The 18,419-nt window shown below is 34.0% G+C and carries 11 protein-coding genes; 6 read left to right on the top strand and 5 right to left on the bottom strand.

What is annotated here, in order from left to right; translation table 11 throughout:
- Positions 1-2,195 (top strand): gliding motility-associated C-terminal domain-containing protein (locus tag QUH73_RS19580; protein WP_289532137.1); only part of this gene is annotated, 2,195 nt, incomplete at its 5' end.
- Positions 2,195-3,220, top strand: coding sequence for a PorP/SprF family type IX secretion system membrane protein (locus tag QUH73_RS19575; RefSeq protein ID WP_289532136.1), 1,026 nt, complete (start codon positions 2,195-2,197; stop codon positions 3,218-3,220). The genes QUH73_RS19580 and QUH73_RS19575, both read left to right, overlap by 1 nt.
- Positions 3,221-3,227: 7 nt before the next feature.
- Here the strand turns inward: QUH73_RS19575 and QUH73_RS19570 are convergent, their stop codons facing one another.
- On the bottom strand, positions 3,228-5,660 hold the full coding sequence (locus QUH73_RS19570) for a cache domain-containing protein (RefSeq protein ID WP_289532135.1): 2,433 nt from the start codon (positions 5,658-5,660) through the stop codon (positions 3,228-3,230).
- A 14-nt stretch (positions 5,661-5,674) separates the two neighbouring features.
- Complete coding sequence (locus tag QUH73_RS19565) at positions 5,675-6,235, bottom strand: hypothetical protein (protein WP_289532134.1); 561 nt, start codon at positions 6,233-6,235, stop codon at positions 5,675-5,677.
- Positions 6,236-6,696: 461 nt separating this feature from the next.
- On the opposite strand from QUH73_RS19565, the gene QUH73_RS19560 reads away from it, so the two are divergent.
- Positions 6,697-9,636: a sensor histidine kinase gene (locus QUH73_RS19560; RefSeq protein ID WP_289532133.1), complete on the top strand. Its 2,940-nt coding sequence runs from the start codon at positions 6,697-6,699 to the stop codon at positions 9,634-9,636.
- A 5-nt stretch (positions 9,637-9,641) separates the two neighbouring features.
- Here QUH73_RS19560 and QUH73_RS19555 read toward each other — a convergent pair whose 3' ends face one another.
- Positions 9,642-10,454: an aminotransferase class IV gene (locus QUH73_RS19555; RefSeq protein ID WP_289532132.1), complete on the bottom strand. Its 813-nt coding sequence runs from the start codon at positions 10,452-10,454 to the stop codon at positions 9,642-9,644.
- A gap of 229 nt (positions 10,455-10,683) precedes the next feature.
- Between QUH73_RS19555 and QUH73_RS19550 the strand changes: the two genes are divergently transcribed.
- The gene (locus QUH73_RS19550) at positions 10,684-10,917 is read left to right on the top strand and encodes a hypothetical protein (RefSeq protein ID WP_289532131.1); all 234 of its coding nucleotides are present in this window, start codon (positions 10,684-10,686) and stop codon (positions 10,915-10,917) included.
- A gap of 50 nt (positions 10,918-10,967) precedes the next feature.
- On the opposite strand, the gene QUH73_RS19545 is transcribed toward QUH73_RS19550, so the two are convergent.
- Positions 10,968-11,309 (bottom strand): avidin/streptavidin family protein, encoded by a 342-nt coding sequence (locus QUH73_RS19545; RefSeq protein WP_289532130.1) that lies wholly within the window; start codon positions 11,307-11,309, stop codon positions 10,968-10,970.
- 385 nt (positions 11,310-11,694) lie between these two features.
- Positions 11,695-14,673, bottom strand: coding sequence for a tetratricopeptide repeat protein (locus QUH73_RS19540; RefSeq protein WP_289532129.1), 2,979 nt, complete (start codon positions 14,671-14,673; stop codon positions 11,695-11,697).
- Between the two features lie 391 nt (positions 14,674-15,064).
- Between QUH73_RS19540 and argS the strand changes: the two genes are divergently transcribed.
- Positions 15,065-16,858, top strand: a complete 1,794-nt coding sequence (gene argS, locus QUH73_RS19535; RefSeq protein ID WP_289532128.1) for an arginine--tRNA ligase — start codon at positions 15,065-15,067, stop codon at positions 16,856-16,858.
- A 192-nt stretch (positions 16,859-17,050) separates the two neighbouring features.
- On the top strand, positions 17,051-18,382 hold the full coding sequence (ffh, locus tag QUH73_RS19530; RefSeq protein WP_289532127.1) for a signal recognition particle protein: 1,332 nt from the start codon (positions 17,051-17,053) through the stop codon (positions 18,380-18,382).
- The last annotated feature ends 37 nt before the right edge of the window (positions 18,383-18,419 follow it).

Genomic DNA, 18,419 nt, shown 5'->3' with positions numbered 1-18,419 from the left:
ACCCAACCGTTAATTTGGGAGCAGATCAGTCAAGCTGTGCCGGAAACACGATTACTTTCGATGCCGGCAATGTTGGATCAACTTATTTATGGAGTACCGGAGAAACTACTCAGACAATCACTGTTTCTGCATCAGGAAATTACAGCGTAACAATAACAGACGCCAACGGCTGTTCAGCAACAGATGATGCCAATGCAATCATAAACCCGAACCCAACCGTTAATTTGGGAGCAGATCAGTCAAGCTGTGCCGGAAACACGATTACTTTCGATGCCGGCAATGTTGGATCAACTTATTTATGGAGTACCGGAGAAACTACTCAAAGCATTACAGTTTCAGCGAGTGGCAACTATTCAGTAACAATAACTGACGCCAACGGTTGTTCCGCAACAGACTATGCGAACGCAACCATTCATGCAAATCCGGTTGTAGATTTAGGTGTTGATCAGACACATTGTGATGGAGATTTTGTAGTTCTTGATGCAGGAACTCAAATTGGTAGTTATTTATGGAATACTGGCGAAACCACTCAGACAATTACAGTATCTGATGTAAATAATTACTTTGTTGATTTTACAGATGAAAACGGATGTGTTGTAACAGATAGTGTTGCCGTAGATTTTTATCCGGTTTTTGATTTTAATTTATCTTACTCAACAAATTTGGTTTGTTATGGAGATTCAACATATATAGAAGGTCCTGTTCAAACAGGATATTCGTATCAATGGAATAAGGATGGTTCTCAGTTAGTGGGCGAAACAAATTATTCAATCAAGGCTGGAGATACTGGATGGTACACTCTAAATATTATAAATGAGAATGGATGTTTTGGCTCCGACAGTGTACATGTAGAAATAATTCATCTGCCAATTGATTCTCTTCCAAATCAGATTGATATGTGTTTTGGAGAATCTGTGATGTTGGATATAGGTGATGGAGAAAGCTTTTTGTGGAGCGATGGAATTACAACTCAGACAAGATTGGCCTATACCAGTGGTGTTTATTCTGTTGAGGTTCGAGATTTGAATGGTTGTATTGGTTACGATTCTGTGAATGTAATTGTTCATGATCTTCCGATAGTTGATTTGGGCCCTGACTTGTTTATTTGTTCAGGTGAAGAGTTGATTATTGAAGCGCCGGATGGTTATCATTCAGAATGGATTCCCGGAGGACAAACAAAAGAAATCTATGTATACGAAGAGGGTGAATTTACTTTGAAAGCCACTGATGATTTTGGTTGTGTTGGACATGACGAAATTCGAATATTTGTTCACGATAATCCGAATGTTTATTTGGGACGGGATACTACAATTGCAGAGGGAACTACTCTTTTACTTGATGCAGGTAGTGGGTATGTTCAGTATGAGTGGAACAATCAGGAAAGCTCACAATTTTTAAAAGTGGATCGAGACGGAGTGTACGCTGTGAATGTTGTAGATATGAATGGTTGCAGAGGTAATGGGAAAGTGAAAGTAGCTGTGAATCCTGTTCCAAATATAAATTTGGGGGGAAATGCCGGTATTTGTCAGGGAACCTCTCTTATGCTGGATCCAGGGCACTGGGAAAAGTATAAATGGAGTACCGGTGAAACGACAAGAACAATTAATGTGAACCAATCGGGCAATTATATCGTAAGTGTTTGGGATGTGTACGGTATAATGGGTACGGATACGTTGCATGTAGAGGTTTATCCTAGCCCTGAGTTAAGTTTGACTGCAGATACCTTAAGTTTTTACAAAGGTCAGACAGTTACGATAGACGCTGGTGCGGGTTATTCTTCTTACTATTGGAGCACAGGATCAGATTGGAGAAGTATTGAGGTTGAAGAACCCGGCGATTATTCTGTTCAGGTAATGAATGATTTTGGTTGTGTTGCACAATCAGTAGCAGCAGTGAAATTGTTACAACCTAAAATGGTTGTTCCAAATGTTTTTACACCAAACGGGAAAGGCCCAAATGAAATATTTTATCCTGTTTTTAAAGGTGTAGTTACCGATTTTGAATTGTATATTTATTCTCGATGGGGTGAGCAGGTTTTCGAGTTGCGAAGAGATGTTGTCAGTAATAATGAGTTAAAATACGATGGTTGGAACGGAACCTATAAAGGAGAAGAATCTGAAATTGGCGTTTATGTTTGGATGATTTTTTATGGTGGAAAAGAACGGGCTCACGGTACCGTAACCTTATTTAGATAATGAGAAACGAACTGAAAATAGTAAGTGTTATTCTACTATTATTGAATTCTTTAAATCTGTTTTCACAAGATGTAGAGTTCTCTCAGTTCTACGCGAATAAAATTTATTTGAATCCGGCATTTGCCGGTTCCGATTTCGATCCCAGAATTTCATTTGGATACAGAAATCAGTGGCCTGAATTAAACTCAGCGTACATAAGCTATAGTGTAGCTTACGATCAATATGTAAATGCGCTTGGGGGTGGTTTTGGACTTCAGATTATGCAGGATGAACAAGGCGATGGAACAATTAGTACCACAACGGCAAGCGGGATGTATTCATACACACTTAGGGTATCACGTGATTTGTTGATAAAAACAGGCTTTCAGGTTTCATTTATTCAACGAAAGTTGGATGATACCAATTTTACTTATCCGGATCAGACTGATGAATTTTATATCAATGGTTTGATAAATCCTTTTACAGGAGAAGGGGCTATTGATCACTTAAGCAGGAATTATTTCGATTTTTCAACCGGGATGATCGCTTCCTATAAAAATTGGTTTATTGGGTTTGCTGCTCATCATATAACTGAACCAGATGAAACTTTTAAAAATGAAAGTGACTATTCTAAGTTGCCAAGAAAGTACACTTTGCATTGTGGTGTTAATGTGCCGGTTTTCCGAAATGGTTTACATCGAGCTGATTTCAGTTTAGCTCCTAATCTTTTACTTCAGCAACAAGGGGCTAACAGACAACTAAATTACGGCTTATATCTCTCAAAAGGTTCTGTCATTTACGGAATGTGGTACAGAGATAATTTAGAGTTGGAATACGATGCAATAATCCTGCAATTAGGAATTATTCGTGATTGGTGGCAAGTTTCTTATAGTTACGACAAAACGGTTTCTAAATTAATACACACAAACACAGGAGCTCACGAAATTTCTTTTTTAATGAGATTTAAAAACAGATCGTCAGGTTCTATGGAAAAAAATCTTAGGCGTCGAAGACAAATTGGTCGAATTAAGTGTCCGAAATTCTAAACTTTCATTAAATCATCCTGTGGATAATTTCAATTAATTCCTGTTTGATAATTGGTTTGGCAATGAAGCCATCAAATCCCGATTTAAGAACCTGTTCTTTTTCATTGGCTACTACATACGCAGTTTGAGCAATTATTTTTGTGTATGGGCTATCTTTCTTAATTAGTTTAAACGTGTCGTAGCTATTTAAATTTGGCATCTGCAGGTCTAATAGAATCAAATCAAAATGGTTTTTCATGCAATAATCAACAGCCATCTCTCCATTTTGTGCAATGATGAGTTCAGCTCCTGTCGTTTTAAGCATCTTTTCCAAGAGGGTGAGATTCACCTTATAATCATCCACGATCAGAATCTTTTTCCCCGCTAGTTTTTTATCGAAATCAGAATTCTTATTTGATGTCGAATTTACTGTAGGAGTCTTTTCTTTCTGATAAGGGATGCTGATGAAAAAACTGCTTCCAACATCTACGGTAGATTCCAGCCACATTTTCCCATTCAAAAGTTTTGCCAGTTTTTTTGATATGGAAAGTCCCAGACCAGTTCCCCCATACTTTCGGGCATGGGAATCATCGGCTTGTCTAAATTGATTAAAAATAACATCTTGTTTGTCTTTAGATATTCCAATCCCAGTATCTCTTATCGAAAAGATTATTTCATCCTCATTTAGTTGATACGAAACTATAACACTGCCTTTTTCGGTGAACTTTAACGAATTTTCAATGAGATTTGTAATAATTTGTTTTAAGCGAAAGGGATCAGTGTAAATAACAGATTGTTCGTCATTTAAGCCTTTCAAAAACTGAAGATCAATATGATCTTTCCCTTTATCTGTTTTAATTTTTTCGAAAGTGTGATGCAATTCATCAAAAAGCTGATTTAAATTAAAAATAGTTCTTGAAATTTTAAGCTCACCCGATTCAATTTTTGAAAAATCGATTATATCATTAATTAAATTTAGTAAGGAGTTTCCACTGTTTTTTATATGACTGAAAAATTGTCTTCTGGTGTCGTAAGGTATGTCATCTTCTTGTAATAACTCCGAGAATCCAATAATAGCATTCATTGGAGTACGTATCTCATGAGACATGTTGGCAAGAAAGGAAGATTTTAAACGATCAGATTCCTCCGCACGTTCCTTAGCAATTTCTAATTCTTTTTCCTTCTGACTACGAATATCAATCATTCTGTTAATTGTTTTCGACATATCCCGAAATTCCGGGAAATATAATTCATCAGGATTAATTTTAATGGATTGAGTGGATGCTTTACGGAAAAAATTATTGAATGAAACGAAGTTTCGATTCATCTTTTTTGAAATAAATTTCGAAGTGAAATAGAAGATTAGAATGGCAATTCCAATCAAAATAATAATCTGATAAATATAATTTAAAACCGTTTCCCGCAATTCAATATGAGCTGTTTGAATGTTTGCGTCAATGTCTCTTGTATATATACCTGCTCCAATTACCCAATCCCAATCTTCAATTGTTGCAATATACGAGACCTTTGTGCCTCGATTCGAATAAGGATCTTCATATTCAATAAAACCTTCCTTTTTTAACTCTGCGTGTGATAAAAGATTTTCAACATTATCTCTACGAAGAGCATTTTTATAATCTCGATAGTTTTTCCCAATACTCTCAGTATTATTATGAAGCAGACAGGTTCCATCTTTTTTATATACAAAGAAGGAATTATTATCTGCAAGGCTGATTTGACTAATTCTATTTAACGCTTCTTTTTGATTTTCATCTTGCAGGTCATCTAAAAAGGAGAAGCTTCCAAAGTACCAATTGTAAGGTGTGAATTTCTTGATATATGAGACCTTCGTGTAAGCGTTGTATTTGTTTTTTACTTTATTCGGATTTTCATATTTAGTGTAAGCTTCGTCTTGATACATCATTAAGTTGATTTCATTCTTAATGAGATAATTTTTATTAAGATCTTGAAAATCAATTAAATTCTGACCCTCCTTTTCCTTCGATAAAGGATATAAAATACCTTTTCCAGCCAAGGTGTTAATAAAAACATATCCTTTATCATTCGAGAAACGCATGGGGGAAATAGCTTGCTTAATTCTGCGTTTTATTTCCTGATCGGAGATTTTCCCTTTGTTTTGTCTGTAAATGTTTGATGCAATAGCATGTGCTTGATTAACAAAGTTTTTAAGTCTGTTTTTAATTCTGTTTTCGGCCTGAGTATTTTGATAATTGATAAAATTAGTACACTCTTCGGTTTTACTTATCAGCAATTTCTTTTGTTGAGCGATGGATTTAATTCTAAGTGCTTCTGATTCAATTGTGAATTTTGAGACTTCTTTATAGATCCAAATGCCTCCTATTCCAACAAGAAAGCTTACCGTTAAGACAAGAAATAGTAAAAAGTAGGCTCTACTAATACTAAGATTATTTTGTTTTTGCTTTAAAGGCCTTAAATTCATATTTTAAAATTAACTCAAATTTTGAATTGTTCTATTATTTGGTCAAAAACCGGATTAAATATTTCAAATCCGGATTGAATATCATTCTTCACATTTTCATCAATTAAGTTTTTATTAAACTCATTTGTGTTAGAATATTTATTGATGATGCTTATGTCGTAACGCTTCGTTTTTTTGTTGATTACGAAATGTGGAATAGTATGATAAGCCGCTTTTATCGAAAATTGATCTTTGGTCAGAATTTCCTTTTCAAGAAGAAAATTGTACAAATCAATAAAATGGATGGATGAGTTGGAAAGATAGACCCGTAGTTCAAAATTTAAGGAAATTGGAATTTCATAAAAAAAATTGAAATCTTTACATGCTTGATTTTGATAGTGGATTGTTATACGGTTCATATTTATATTGACAGGACTGTATTCTATGTTCCATTCCAAATCAGTAATTGTATTTAGGTCTTTTTTTATTGCGTGAAGAATTTTTAACCGGGGGAGTGTATTGAGAACAAAATTTTGATTCTCAGAATACTCTTCGCTAAGCTTCGCTAAATTTGTTGCAGTGAAAGTATATTTCATAAAATAATTTTTCTCAATTGGTAATTAAGAGAACAAAAGAAGTGAAATTATATGAATGGTTTACAAATTCAATTTAAAATTGAGCCTTTTTATGTTTTAAAATCATAAATTAAATACGAAACAAATTGAAAATTGTTAATCTTTTGACTTTAATTCTTGTGAAATCATACTTGTTATTTGTAATTCAGAATCATCGTAAATAAGCAAACTTATGTTTTGGCTTGGTTTTGATGTGGATAAAGTATCCTGAGTAGTAATTATTCGAGCATGTTTAATACAATTTTTCAGTAAATAAGTAGTTGTAATAACACTTGACACATTTGACACATTTTTAATTTATTCTTATTTACTATTATTGCAGAATGATTTTTAGCCGAAGAGTATTATTCTTAATCATATTATTTTTTGTTGGGATGCCAATATGCGTAAAAGCGTATTTGCAATCAACAAGGAACTTTTCAATGGCTGATGGACTTCCCAGTAATATTGTTCTTGATATTTTCGAAGATTCAAGAGGGCTGGTTTGGCTTGCTACCGATGCAGGATTGTTTGAATTTATTGGTGATGAGATTAAGTTTCGGAAAGAACTTTCAAGACTGCAGGGAGAAAGAATTAACTCAATTTGTGAAGACGAAAAAGGGAATTTATGGTTTTCGGCACAAGGCGTTGGTCTTTGTAAATTTGATGGTAAGAAACTTTCAATTTTTCAGTTGGATTCCGTAGCAGAAGAGAGCGGTATTGCGTGTCTTGTGAAAAATGCTGCAAGTGATCATCTAATTCTTGGATCATCAGAAGGGGTATTTGTATACAAAGAGCAAAACTCCAAATTGAAACAAATCGGTAATTTATGGAAGAAGCCCGTTTTTAAAATTCGACAATTTCAAAATAAATTTGTTGCGAACAGTGTCTCTCAAAAAGAGAATGTTGAATTTGAAATGGAATCGGGAAAGGTTCGGGAATCCCATATCGAACCAAATTTACCCGTAGTTGAAATCGGTTATCAAAACAATAGTATTGAGTTAAGGAATCTTCTGGAATCAGGTAAACCGTTTACCCTTAAAACGAAAACAAAAAAGAAATTAGTTTGTGATGTTGTTGAAGTTGAAGGGAATGGAACCCAAGACTTTTATTTGTTGAGATATTTTGAAAAAGAGATACAGAAACAAAAATTGATAAGACTTTGTGGTGATTTATTATCAGATTTATCTGCTGAGAAAATGTTGGATGAGTACGTTATTCATTCTATTTTTTTAAGAAAAGAATACGATGATTTATGGATCGGTACGCATAACCACGGTTTAATTCAATTGCAAAATTCAAAGTTCACCTACATCGATTCTGATCTGTTGGGATTTAAAAATATTCTTTTGCAGGATTTAATTTGTGATCGGAGAGGAAATATTATTGTAGCAAGCAAAAATGAAATTAGTATTCTTCAAGATTCTCAGGTTCAGCACCACTTATTGGTTAAAGATTTCTGTTCTCTGGCTAGTGGGGAATTTAAGTGTCCCAAAGATTTCTCGATTTATAAATTAGGCACAGACAAGAACGAACTGGTTTGGATATCAACAAATAGAGGTTTTTACACCTTTAGCACAAATAGCTATCAATTAAAATATATTGGAATTACTCCCGCTGAAAATTTTGTGTTTACAGAAGATGACGAATTACTTTGTTTCTGGCAGAATCAATTTAAGTTTTATTCTAAAAGCGGATTGGATTTACAAAAACCAATATTGAAATTTCCAAAGTCGGCCAGCATTGGTGTTAGTAAAATGGTTGCGAAGAATTCATCGATATGGATCTCAACCCGGCAGAAAGGTATTGTTCAATTCAAAAATAATGAATTTAGGATTTTTAACAGAAAGAATTCGAATATTCACAATGTATTAAATGATATACTGGTATTGCCGGATTCTACAATTATTGCCGGTGGAAATAATGGTTTGATTTACAAAATGAAAAGTAAATTGAATAGCTTGGTTGTTATTGACTCTATTACTGGTTTGGATGGATTAGTAGGGACGTCAATTCAAGGAATCCAATATTTAAAGGATGGCTCATTGTGGTGCGGAACGAATTTGGGGGTACATCGTTTTGAGTACAATTCATGGTTGAAAAATTCAAATTTAAAATTTAAATTCTGGAACTCTAAAGACGGGTATTTCGACCAAACCGGAGAACAGTCAGTTATTGATAAGAATCAGGATATTTGGGTAAAGACAAAGAATAGGCTACTGAAAATTGAGACAGATATTGACAATAAAAATCATTTTGAGAGTAAAATCAGTCTTAAATCAGTTCGGATTCATAATGAAGATTGGATTCCAGATGGTAAGCAGGCAGATGAATGGACTAATTCACCAATTTCACCAATTGAGTTAAATTATGATGAGAATGATTTATCTTTTACGTTTGGGATAGATTTTTGCCAAAATGTATCAAATGTTCGGTTTCGATATTTGCTAGATGGATTTGATGAGAAATGGTCAAATTGGAGCAATTCTTCAGAGGCTGTATTTTCTCATTTGCCAAGTGGAAATTATACCTTAAAAGTGGAAGGGAAACATTTAAGCGAAGGTCTCGTTATGCCTTTTGCTTTTGATATTATCGTGAAGACTCCGTGGTGGAAAATGTGGTGGTTTATACTATTGTCGGGTTTGTTTTTAGGAGGAATTGTTTATGCCGGAATGTGGTGTTATGCATATTTTATTAGAAAAAGAGAAAAGGCAAGGACTAAACAATTCAATAGGGTTATTGGTTTAAAAATGAGGTCATTGCAAGATCAGTTGGATCCGCATTTTATTTTTAATTCTTTAAATTCAATACAAAGTTATATTTTGGGAGAGAAAAAAGAGAGTGCCCTGGAATATCTTTCAGATTTTTCGAATGTGTTGCGAAAGAAGATTGAAAATGCAAATAAGGATTTTATTTCTTTATCGGATGAAATTGCTTATTTACAACTTTATTTGAAGTTGGAGCAAATGCGGTTTTCTAATAAATTTTCATACAAAATAACTGTAAATACAGCAATTAATCCTTTTAAGTCTAAATTGCCACCAATGCTAATACAGCCATTTTTGGAAAATGCAATAAGATATGGGTTTGCAGCATTGGAGACAAAGGGAAATCTTGATGTGAATTTTGAGCTTGAACTGGATGGGTATTTAAGATGTATTATTAAGGATAATGGTGTTGGGCGTAAAAAGACCAAAGACCTGCAAGAGGATTCGAATATTAAAATCCATCATAAAACAATGATTATTACACAGGATAGAATTAAATTATTGAATAAAGTTCTGAGTAATGATCGGGAGTATAATTATTTTATTGAAGACTTGACAGATGAAAATGGGTTCTCAAGTGGAACTAAAGTAGAGATAGGATTTCCTAAACAATAAGATATTTACTTTAAATATTCACTGATTTTAGTTCGAAGAACTTCAGACAACCTGCTAATAATCTTATGAGAGCTTGAGTAACTAATTGAATTGATTCTTTTTATTGGTAAAATCAGTAATGATGTGCCAGTTAAAAAGGCCGCTTCGAAACTTGGTAAATCATCATACTTAATAGCGTGTTTTCGAATAGGAATTTTAAGTTCTTCTGCTGTTTCAATTACTTTACTGCGAATAATTCCGTGTAAAACATCTGTATCCAATGCAGTATGCAACTCATTGTTCTTAATAAAAAAAAGATTGGATCTGCTTCCTTCAGTAATGTTTCCCATAGAGTTTAGGAGCAGTACTTCAAAAATTTCAGCTTCTTTAATTAATTTATTGGTTGTAGAACGAAGGGAGTGGTTGTATACTTTTGCATTTGGTTTTGGTCGGTCGGCCTGATGAACAAGAGTTTTAACACCATTCTTATACTGATTTTCGTTGGGGTAATAATGTTGAATAAAATAGGCCAGATAAGTTTTATTTTCACCATCGATATGAAATACTAATTTGATATTGCCGTTTTGGGAATCGTTCAATGCAATTAAATTGGAAATACTTTCTTTAATTTGATTCAGGTTTAACCAAAGGCTCTGTTCAAGACAAGCAACCGAATTTGTTAATCGTTGGAAATGTGATTCAAGAAATAAAGCTTTCCCGGAAACGACCCGAATAACTTCATACAGGCTTATTCCCTGCAAAAAGATTTTATCATTAAAATCTTTAGCAGGTGTTGCTTTTTCATTTTTTAGAAAAATATAATGGAAACACTCACTCATAATCAACAGCCTCTATTCTTAATGTAGATTTATAACTACAAATAAACTTTTTTTACTCACCAATTGCAATGATTTTAAGATTATAAAATATGTGTGTGAATTATAAATTTTGGAATGCATTCTCTTGGTATTTTTAGTAATTTAGCCATCATCAAATTCTAAAATTGTAATTATGGCAAGCAAAAGAAATTTTAAAAAAGACATAAATTTCCTAACAAACGAGATACTAATGAGAGGTATCATTCATTTGAATTTCTTTGGGCGTGAAAAGTCGGAAGACGTGTATGTTATCATGAATGAGGCTACAGCGTCGCGAAATGATTATATTGCTCGTATTAATCAAAAATCAAGCGGTAAAACAGCAAAAGAAATCAAGAATCATTATAAGTCTATATACGATGATTTGTTAGATTCAACACACGACCTACTTGGTAAAATTGATAATTTAGATGTTGCAGTCTAATTTAAGATACATGAATAAGGGGCTAATTAATTTAGCCCCTTAATTTATACCTATGGTTTTCTGAAAGTCCCCACTCCGGTAAGAATTGCTTTGGCAAGCTGTTCTTCTTCACCACCTTCGCTTTGCGACAAATGCCACATGGTGTGAATAACAGGCTCGGATTCATCCAGTTCAAAACGACCTGTCCAACAAGCTAAAGATCCGTACTTTCCAAAATCTACCATAAATGCAATAACATTAGCATTGATTTTTCCTGTTAGTTCAAATTTCTCTTCGAATTTGGGTTGCCCTATTGCAGTTTGAAATGTTCCGCTTACACGATTTTCTGTAACAGTTAAATCCATTTCTGAATCGTACTGGTTTTTCCATTTTCCGTTAAGGTTTATCTTCATAGCTTATTTTTTGTGTGATTGTTGACTAAGCTCAATTTAGCCTGAAATATTTATTTTGCAAAATAAATTATTTTCATTTATAGAACAATACCTTAGTTTCCTCTTTTGAATTGTAATAAGCTCTGTATATCCCAACTGTATTCATTTTTATTACAATATTACCGTTTTTGTTAAGGCCGATTATACCACCGGTTCCTCCAATTTTAGTCAATTACAATTGCATAATCAGACCTGTTTTCTACATCAGGATATAAAAGAAAACTACTTACTACTTAGAGTGATGATAATAAATAATGGTAAAATTGCTTTTTTCATAACAGAGGTATTTTTTTATCAAAAATGATAATGGTTGGCAGGAAGTATCTGAGAGTTGGGGAAGAACATTTTAAGATAGATTCTGTGATATGATACGAAGAAGCTCACTCCCGGTATAGGGTTTTGTTATGAAGCCATCAAAGCCCGATTCTGAACGTTTTTGCACTTCATCCTGATGGTTAAATGCAGTTTGAACAATTACGGGTACATGTGGTTTTTGCAGCTTTATTTTCCTGGTAACTTCGTATCCGTCAATTTTTGGTAATTGAATGTCTATTAACACCAAGTCAAAATGATTTAATTTGAACTGCTCAACTGTTTCAGCCCCATCTTTTGTCCAGGTTACTTCTGCATTTGTCTTTCGGAGTACTTCTTTAATATAAAGGAAATTTGATTTTTTATCTTCAGCCACCAATATTTTTTTTCCGGTAAAATCTGTTTCCTTATCGTATTTTGAAGTGTCGGAGCTTATTTTAATTGGATTTGATTGCAAAGGAAGATCTACATAAAATTGGCTTCCCACATTTGGTTTCGATGTAAACCAAATATTACCATTTAGTAATTCAACTAAACTCTTTGAAATTGTTAGTCCCAGACCTGTGCCTCCGTGCTCTGCAGAATTATTGCTTGCCTGTCTGAATCGATCGTAAATTAAAAATTGATCTTCGTATGGAATGCCAATGCCTGAGTCGTTAATAAAAAAGCGTATTTTGTCTTCAATCAATTCGATGCCAAAATCAATATGACCCGATTTTGTGAATTTTAAAGCATTTCGCAAGAGGTTTATTAGAATCTGTTTTATTCGAACCCGGTCAGAGTTAATTGTTAGATCTTTAGGTATATCATTGCTGTGAATAGTAAATTCGATATGATTCTTTTTGTCAGTATATTTAAGCTCGTCGAAAATGCTTTTTAATTCTTCGAGCATTGGATAAACTTTGAAACTGGTTTTTTTAATTTTCAACTGCTTCGATTCAATCATCGAAATATCCATGATATCGTTGACAAGAGTGAGTAAAATATGTCCGTTCTCATAAATAATTGATGTGTAATGACTTTGTTTTTTTGCAGAATTGGTCATTGTCAGTAATTTAGAAAACCCAATAATAGCATTCATTGGAGTTCTGATTTCATGAGACATATTCGCTAAAAAGGAGGATTTTAATTGATCCGATTGTTCCGCTTTTTCTTTTGCTTTAATTAATTCAAGCGTCCGTATTTTTACGAGACTCTCAAGATTCCGGTGATTGTCCTCTAGTTGTAATTCTGCTTTTTTTCTTACCGTAATTTCGCTGGTTAATTTTTTATTTGCCTTTTTCACAGCAAGGTAAAGACTATAAATTAATGTTATTGAGAGTAGAATGAGAACTACAATTACCATTAAAAATGAATTGATAAGGGATTGCTTATTTAATTTCTCTTTTTCGATTGCTTTTTCATTGGCGAAAATTTTTTCCAGAGTTACGCGTTTTTCTCTTTCGTTTTGCATCTGAATCCAACCAATTCTATTTTCCATTTGTGCATTGTACATTTGGTTGTACAAATCGAAATACAATTGGTGATAGTGCAAGGATTGTTTATAATTTTTATCGGATGAATAAATCTCTGATAAATTTTTTGCACATTCAGCCATGAGTGTTTTTCGGTCAATTTCAGAGGCTATATTAAAGCTTTTTAACAGATATTGAATTGCCAGTTTGTGGTTATTTTTAGTCTTATATAGGGCACCCAAATTGTTGTAAGTCGATGCAACTCCACCAATATTATTAATACCCATATTAATAACAATTGCCTTGTTGAAAACATCCATGGCTAACGCCAAACTATCTCTTTTTACATGAATTAAACCAATATTTGTATAACAGGATGCAATTCCTTTTAAATTGCCTATTTTTCTTTGAATGGAAAGCGATTTATTATAGTTGGCAAGACTAAGAGGGTAATTTTTTTCTTGGTAATAAGTGTTCCCTATTTTGCGATAAGCATCAGCGCTGCCTTTTAAATACCCGATTCGTTCGTTTATTTCTATTGATTTTTGAAACTTTTCCCGAGCCATGGCGTGATCCTTCATTTCATATAAAACCATACCAATGTTTAAGTAGCAATTCGCAATATTTTTTTGAGATCCAAGCTCTTCAAAAAGCTTTAGTGCTTTATGCAGATATTCTAAAGCTTTGTCATTTTGCATGAGGGTTTGATAGACCTCACCAATTCCCATGTATGATAGTCCTATCCCATTTTTCGATAACAGTTTTTTACTGATTTGTAACGATTCATTGTATTGATCAATGGCTGTAGTTCTATTGCTTAATCTGTTGTGCAGTTTTGCCAGATGGTTTAAAGTATATGCAATATTTTTGTCGAGATGATTTTCTTTGCCAATTTCCAGAGCTTTTTCGAAATGTTTTTTTGATGATTCCAGATCATTAATTTCAAAATAAGCATTCCCCAATGCATTGTGAGTGTAGCAAATGCCGGAATTGTTCTTAAAGCGTATATTTAACTCCAATGCCTTATGGTAATTTTGTAATGCTTCATCGTACTTGCAATTTTCTAATTTTATATTGCCAATGGCATTGTAGCTAAAACTGAAATTAATACTGTCCTTGGTTAGTTTTTTTAATTCAAATCCTTTTTGATAAAACAATTCGGCGGTATCATATTTACATGTCGAATAGTTTAAATCGCCTAAATAGCCATAACAAAAACTCATTTTAAGAGTGTCTCTCATGCTTTTCCAATAATTAAAAGAAGCATCAATACAGGTTTTAGCTTTTTTCAATTCTCCCTGATACAAATATATTCTTCCTAATAATTCATTCGCGATTGCGTATTGTTTCATGTTCTCAAATTCAAGTGCTTTTTTAGCGGCCTGCAAGCTTAATTTTAAAGCTTCAGTATTATTTGAATTGAAGTAGGATTGGGCAATTTCGATTACTCGGTCAAGATTTGAGTTTTTAATTGTAAAATCGATTTTTTCTGATTGGACGGTTGCTGCAACGTGAAAGGTGATGATTAATGAAAATAGAAGAAGCAGTATGTTTTTCATTCTTTTGTGCTTAAGAATATGTGCGATTAACTGATGTAACTTTAAATGAAAGTTTTTGTTGTTTTGCTATCGATATAATTTACAATGAGTCAAAGAATACCAAATTTAAAGCCAAACAAAATTTTGTGCTTTTTCAAAGGTAAGTAATGTTGCTTTATCAGAAGTTAAATAGATGGGGCTATTTGAGGGATTCCATAAACATGGTTATGAATGACTTTTTTCTAAATGTAGGGAACTATTTATTTTATTCGTATTATCTTTGCACATTCGTATTATCGGGTGATTTTTGGGTCAGTTCACACATAGAAAAGTTAGACTGGCTAAAAGTTAGTTTTAACCTGGTAGAAGATATAGTTTGTAAATAGTTGAATTCGAAATAAAGAATTTTCAGATGAGTATTGAAAGCATTATAAAAGGTAAGGTTGTAGAGGCCGTGAATAGTTGTTATGGTCAGGGAATTGATGATGATACAGTTCAAATTCAAAAAACAAGACGTGAATTTGAAGGTGATTTAACGGTAGTTGTATTTCCTTTTTTGCGCTTTTCAAAAAAATCACCGGAGGTTACAGCCAATGATCTTGGTAGTTTTTTGATGGAAAATATCGAAGTGGTTACTGCTTTTAATGTTGTAAAAGGATTTTTGAATTTGGTTATTGACAGTTCTTATTGGATATCAGTGTTGAATACTGCATTTCAATCGGAAAACTATGGCTTTAAAAAGTTAGAGGCCGGTGCTAAAAAAGTGATGATTGAGTATTCTTCACCAAATACAAATAAGCCATTGCATTTGGGGCACATTCGAAATAATTTATTAGGATATTCTGTTGCCCAAATATTAAAAGCGAACGGTTACGAAGTAATCAAAGTAAATTTGGTGAACGATCGTGGTATTCATATTTGCAAATCGATGCTTGCGTGGCTGCGTTTTGGCGAAGGTGAAACTCCTGAATCAACAGGTTTAAAAGGAGATCATTTGGTTGGAAAATACTATGTGAAATTCGATCAGGAATACAAAAAAGAAATTGAAGCTTTAGTTGCTAACGGAATGGATGCTGATGAAGCTAAAAAACAAGCTCCGTTGTTGTTGGAAGCTCAGGAAATGTTGGTGAAATGGGAAGCGGGCGACGAGGAAGTTGTTGCTTTGTGGAGAAAAATGAACGACTGGGTTTTAGCTGGTTTCGATGTTACCTATCAAAAAATGGGCGTTGATTTCGATAAAGTTTATTTCGAATCGGAAACCTATAAGAAAGGAAAGGCAATTGTTGAAAGAGGCTTGGAAGAAGGAGTTTTGTACCGTAAAGATACTGGTTCTGTTTGGGCTAACCTTGAGGCAGACGGATTGGATCATAAACTATTGTTACGTGATGATGGAACCTCTGTTTATATGACTCAGGATATTGGTACAGCTTACGAACGATTCAATGAATTCAGTATCGATGAGCATATTTATGTTGTTGGTAATGAACAAAATTATCATTTCCAGGTGTTGTCGTTAGTTTTAGGTAAACTGGGATACGAATGGAGTAATAAAATTCAGCATCTTTCATACGGTATGGTCGAATTGCCTGAAGGTAAAATGAAATCCCGCGAAGGAACTGTTGTTGATGCTGATGAGTTAATGGACGAAATGGTAAATACGGCTCGCGACACTTCAAACGAATTGGGTAAACTGCAAGGGTATTCAACAGAGGAGGCTGAGGATGTGTACAATAAGGTTGCAATGGGAGCGTTGAAATATTTTATTCTTAAGGTCGATCCTAAAAAGAATATGATGTTTAATCCTAAAGAATCGATTGATTTTAACGGGAATACCGGGCCATTTATTCAGTACACATATGCTCGGATTCAATCGGTTTTGAAAAAGACTGTTGATGAAGGAATTGAATTTCCTGAATTTGCGAATACAGATATTGAAATTTCTGAAAAGGAATCAAATTTAATTCAAATGATTGCTAATTACCCGGTTATCATTAAAGAAGCTGGCGATACAACAAGTCCTGCGCAAATTGCGAATTACGTGTATGATTTGGTGAAAGAATACAATCAATTTTATCACGATTTCCCAATTGCTAAAGAGGAAAATGTTGAATTAAGAGCTTTCCGAATGGTGCTTTCTAAACAGGTTGCCCAGGTTATAAAAAGTGGAATGGAACTTTTAGGAATTGGTGTTCCTGAGAGGATGTAAAAATATATTTGTTATTGAAGAGCGAATTTCATTTTTGGAATTCGCTCTTTTTTTATTTTAAGAGTGTTGTTTTTATACTATTTCCAAAGAAATTGAAAAATCATTGATAAAATTATCCACATTTCTATCGCATAGTCTTTATCGCTAAGCAGATTTTTTTAATTTTGCAGTGAAATATAAATCTGTATAATAATGTTTGAAAATCTTAACGAACGACTTGAGCGATCCTTCCAAATATTAAAGGGGCAAGGAAAAATTACTGAAATCAATGTAGCAGAAACATTGAAAGATGTGAGACGTGCCCTTTTGGATGCCGATGTAAACTTTACTATAGCCAAGTCCTTTACCAATACAGTAAAAGAAAAAGCATTAGGACAGAATGTACTAACCGCATTGAAACCAAATCAGTTAATGGTGAAAATTGTTCACGATGAGCTGGCTGAATTAATGGGGAGTACACAGGTTGATATAAATATTCAGGGAAAACCTGCCGTAATATTAATTGCTGGTTTGCAAGGTTCGGGTAAAACCACCTTTTCAGGTAAACTGGCAAACCTTCTGAAAACAAAACGTTCTAAGAATCCATTGTTGGTTGCTTGTGATGTATATCGTCCTGCAGCGATCGAACAGTTGAAAGTATTAGGAGAACAAATTGGAGTTCCCGTATATACGGATATAGAGAGCAAGAATCCTGTTAAGATTGCTCAGGATGCTATTAAGCAGGCAAAAGCAAACGGAAACGATTTGGTGATTGTCGATACAGCTGGTCGTTTGGCTATCGATGAGGAAATGATGAAGGAAATTGAGGCGGTTAAAAAAGCTATAGATCCTTCTGAAATTCTGTTTGTTGTTGATTCCATGACCGGTCAGGATGCGGTGAATACAGCCAAGGAATTTAACGAGCGTTTGGATTTTGATGGTGTTGTTTTAACCAAATTGGATGGAGATACGCGTGGTGGAGCTGCGCTTTCAATTCGTTCAATTGTTAACAAGCCAATCAAATTTGTTGGTACAGGCGAGAAAATGGAAGCTCTTGATGTTTTCCATCCTAGTCGTATGGCCGATCGTATTTTGGGTATGGGTGATATTGTTTCGCTTGTAGAACGTGCCCAGGATCAATTCGATGCTGATGAGGCAAGAAAGCTTCAGAAGAAAATCGCCAAGAACCAGTTTAATTTCAACGATTTCTTGTCTCAGATTTCGCAGATCAAGAAAATGGGTAATCTGAAAGATTTAGCTTCTATGATTCCTGGTGTTGGAAAAGCACTTAAGAATGTTGATATTGATGATGATGCTTTTAAAGGTGTTGAAGCAATTATATTTTCGATGACTCCGGCAGAGAGAGAAGATCCGGCACTAATTAACGGATCAAGAAGAAAGAGGATTGCCGATGGTAGTGGTTCTACCATTCAGGACGTGAATCGTTTAATCAAACAATTCGACGAAACGCGAAAATTAATGAAAATGATGACAAAAGGTGGAAACATGTCCCGAATGATGGGGAATATGGGAGGCCGAAGATAATAAACTTACAAATAGAAATGCTTGGCCACTTGGTCAG

Source organism: Labilibaculum sp. K2S, assembly GCF_030372765.1.
In the GTDB taxonomy this organism is placed as follows: domain Bacteria; phylum Bacteroidota; class Bacteroidia; order Bacteroidales; family Marinifilaceae; genus Labilibaculum.
Note: the sequence above shows the minus strand (reverse complement) of the source record. Positions and strands in the feature narration are given on the sequence as shown.

Bases quoted from the DNA above. Each gene is read 5' to 3' on its own strand.
- QUH73_RS19575 (WP_289532136.1), top strand. From the start codon at position 2,195: ATGAGAAACGAACTGAAAATAGTAAGTGTTATTCTACTATTATTGAAT.
- QUH73_RS19570 (WP_289532135.1), bottom strand. From the start codon at position 5,660: ATGAATTTAAGGCCTTTAAAGCAAAAACAAAATAATCTTAGTATTAGT.
- QUH73_RS19565 (WP_289532134.1), bottom strand. From the start codon at position 6,235: ATGAAATATACTTTCACTGCAACAAATTTAGCGAAGCTTAGCGAAGAG.
- QUH73_RS19560 (WP_289532133.1), top strand. From the start codon at position 6,697: ATGGCTGATGGACTTCCCAGTAATATTGTTCTTGATATTTTCGAAGAT.
- QUH73_RS19555 (WP_289532132.1), bottom strand. From the start codon at position 10,454: ATGAGTGAGTGTTTCCATTATATTTTTCTAAAAAATGAAAAAGCAACA.
- QUH73_RS19550 (WP_289532131.1), top strand. From the start codon at position 10,684: ATGAGAGGTATCATTCATTTGAATTTCTTTGGGCGTGAAAAGTCGGAA.
- QUH73_RS19545 (WP_289532130.1), bottom strand. From the start codon at position 11,309: ATGAAGATAAACCTTAACGGAAAATGGAAAAACCAGTACGATTCAGAA.
- QUH73_RS19540 (WP_289532129.1), bottom strand. From the start codon at position 14,673: ATGAAAAACATACTGCTTCTTCTATTTTCATTAATCATCACCTTTCAC.
- argS (WP_289532128.1), top strand. From the start codon at position 15,065: ATGAGTATTGAAAGCATTATAAAAGGTAAGGTTGTAGAGGCCGTGAAT.
- ffh (WP_289532127.1), top strand. From the start codon at position 17,051: ATGTTTGAAAATCTTAACGAACGACTTGAGCGATCCTTCCAAATATTA.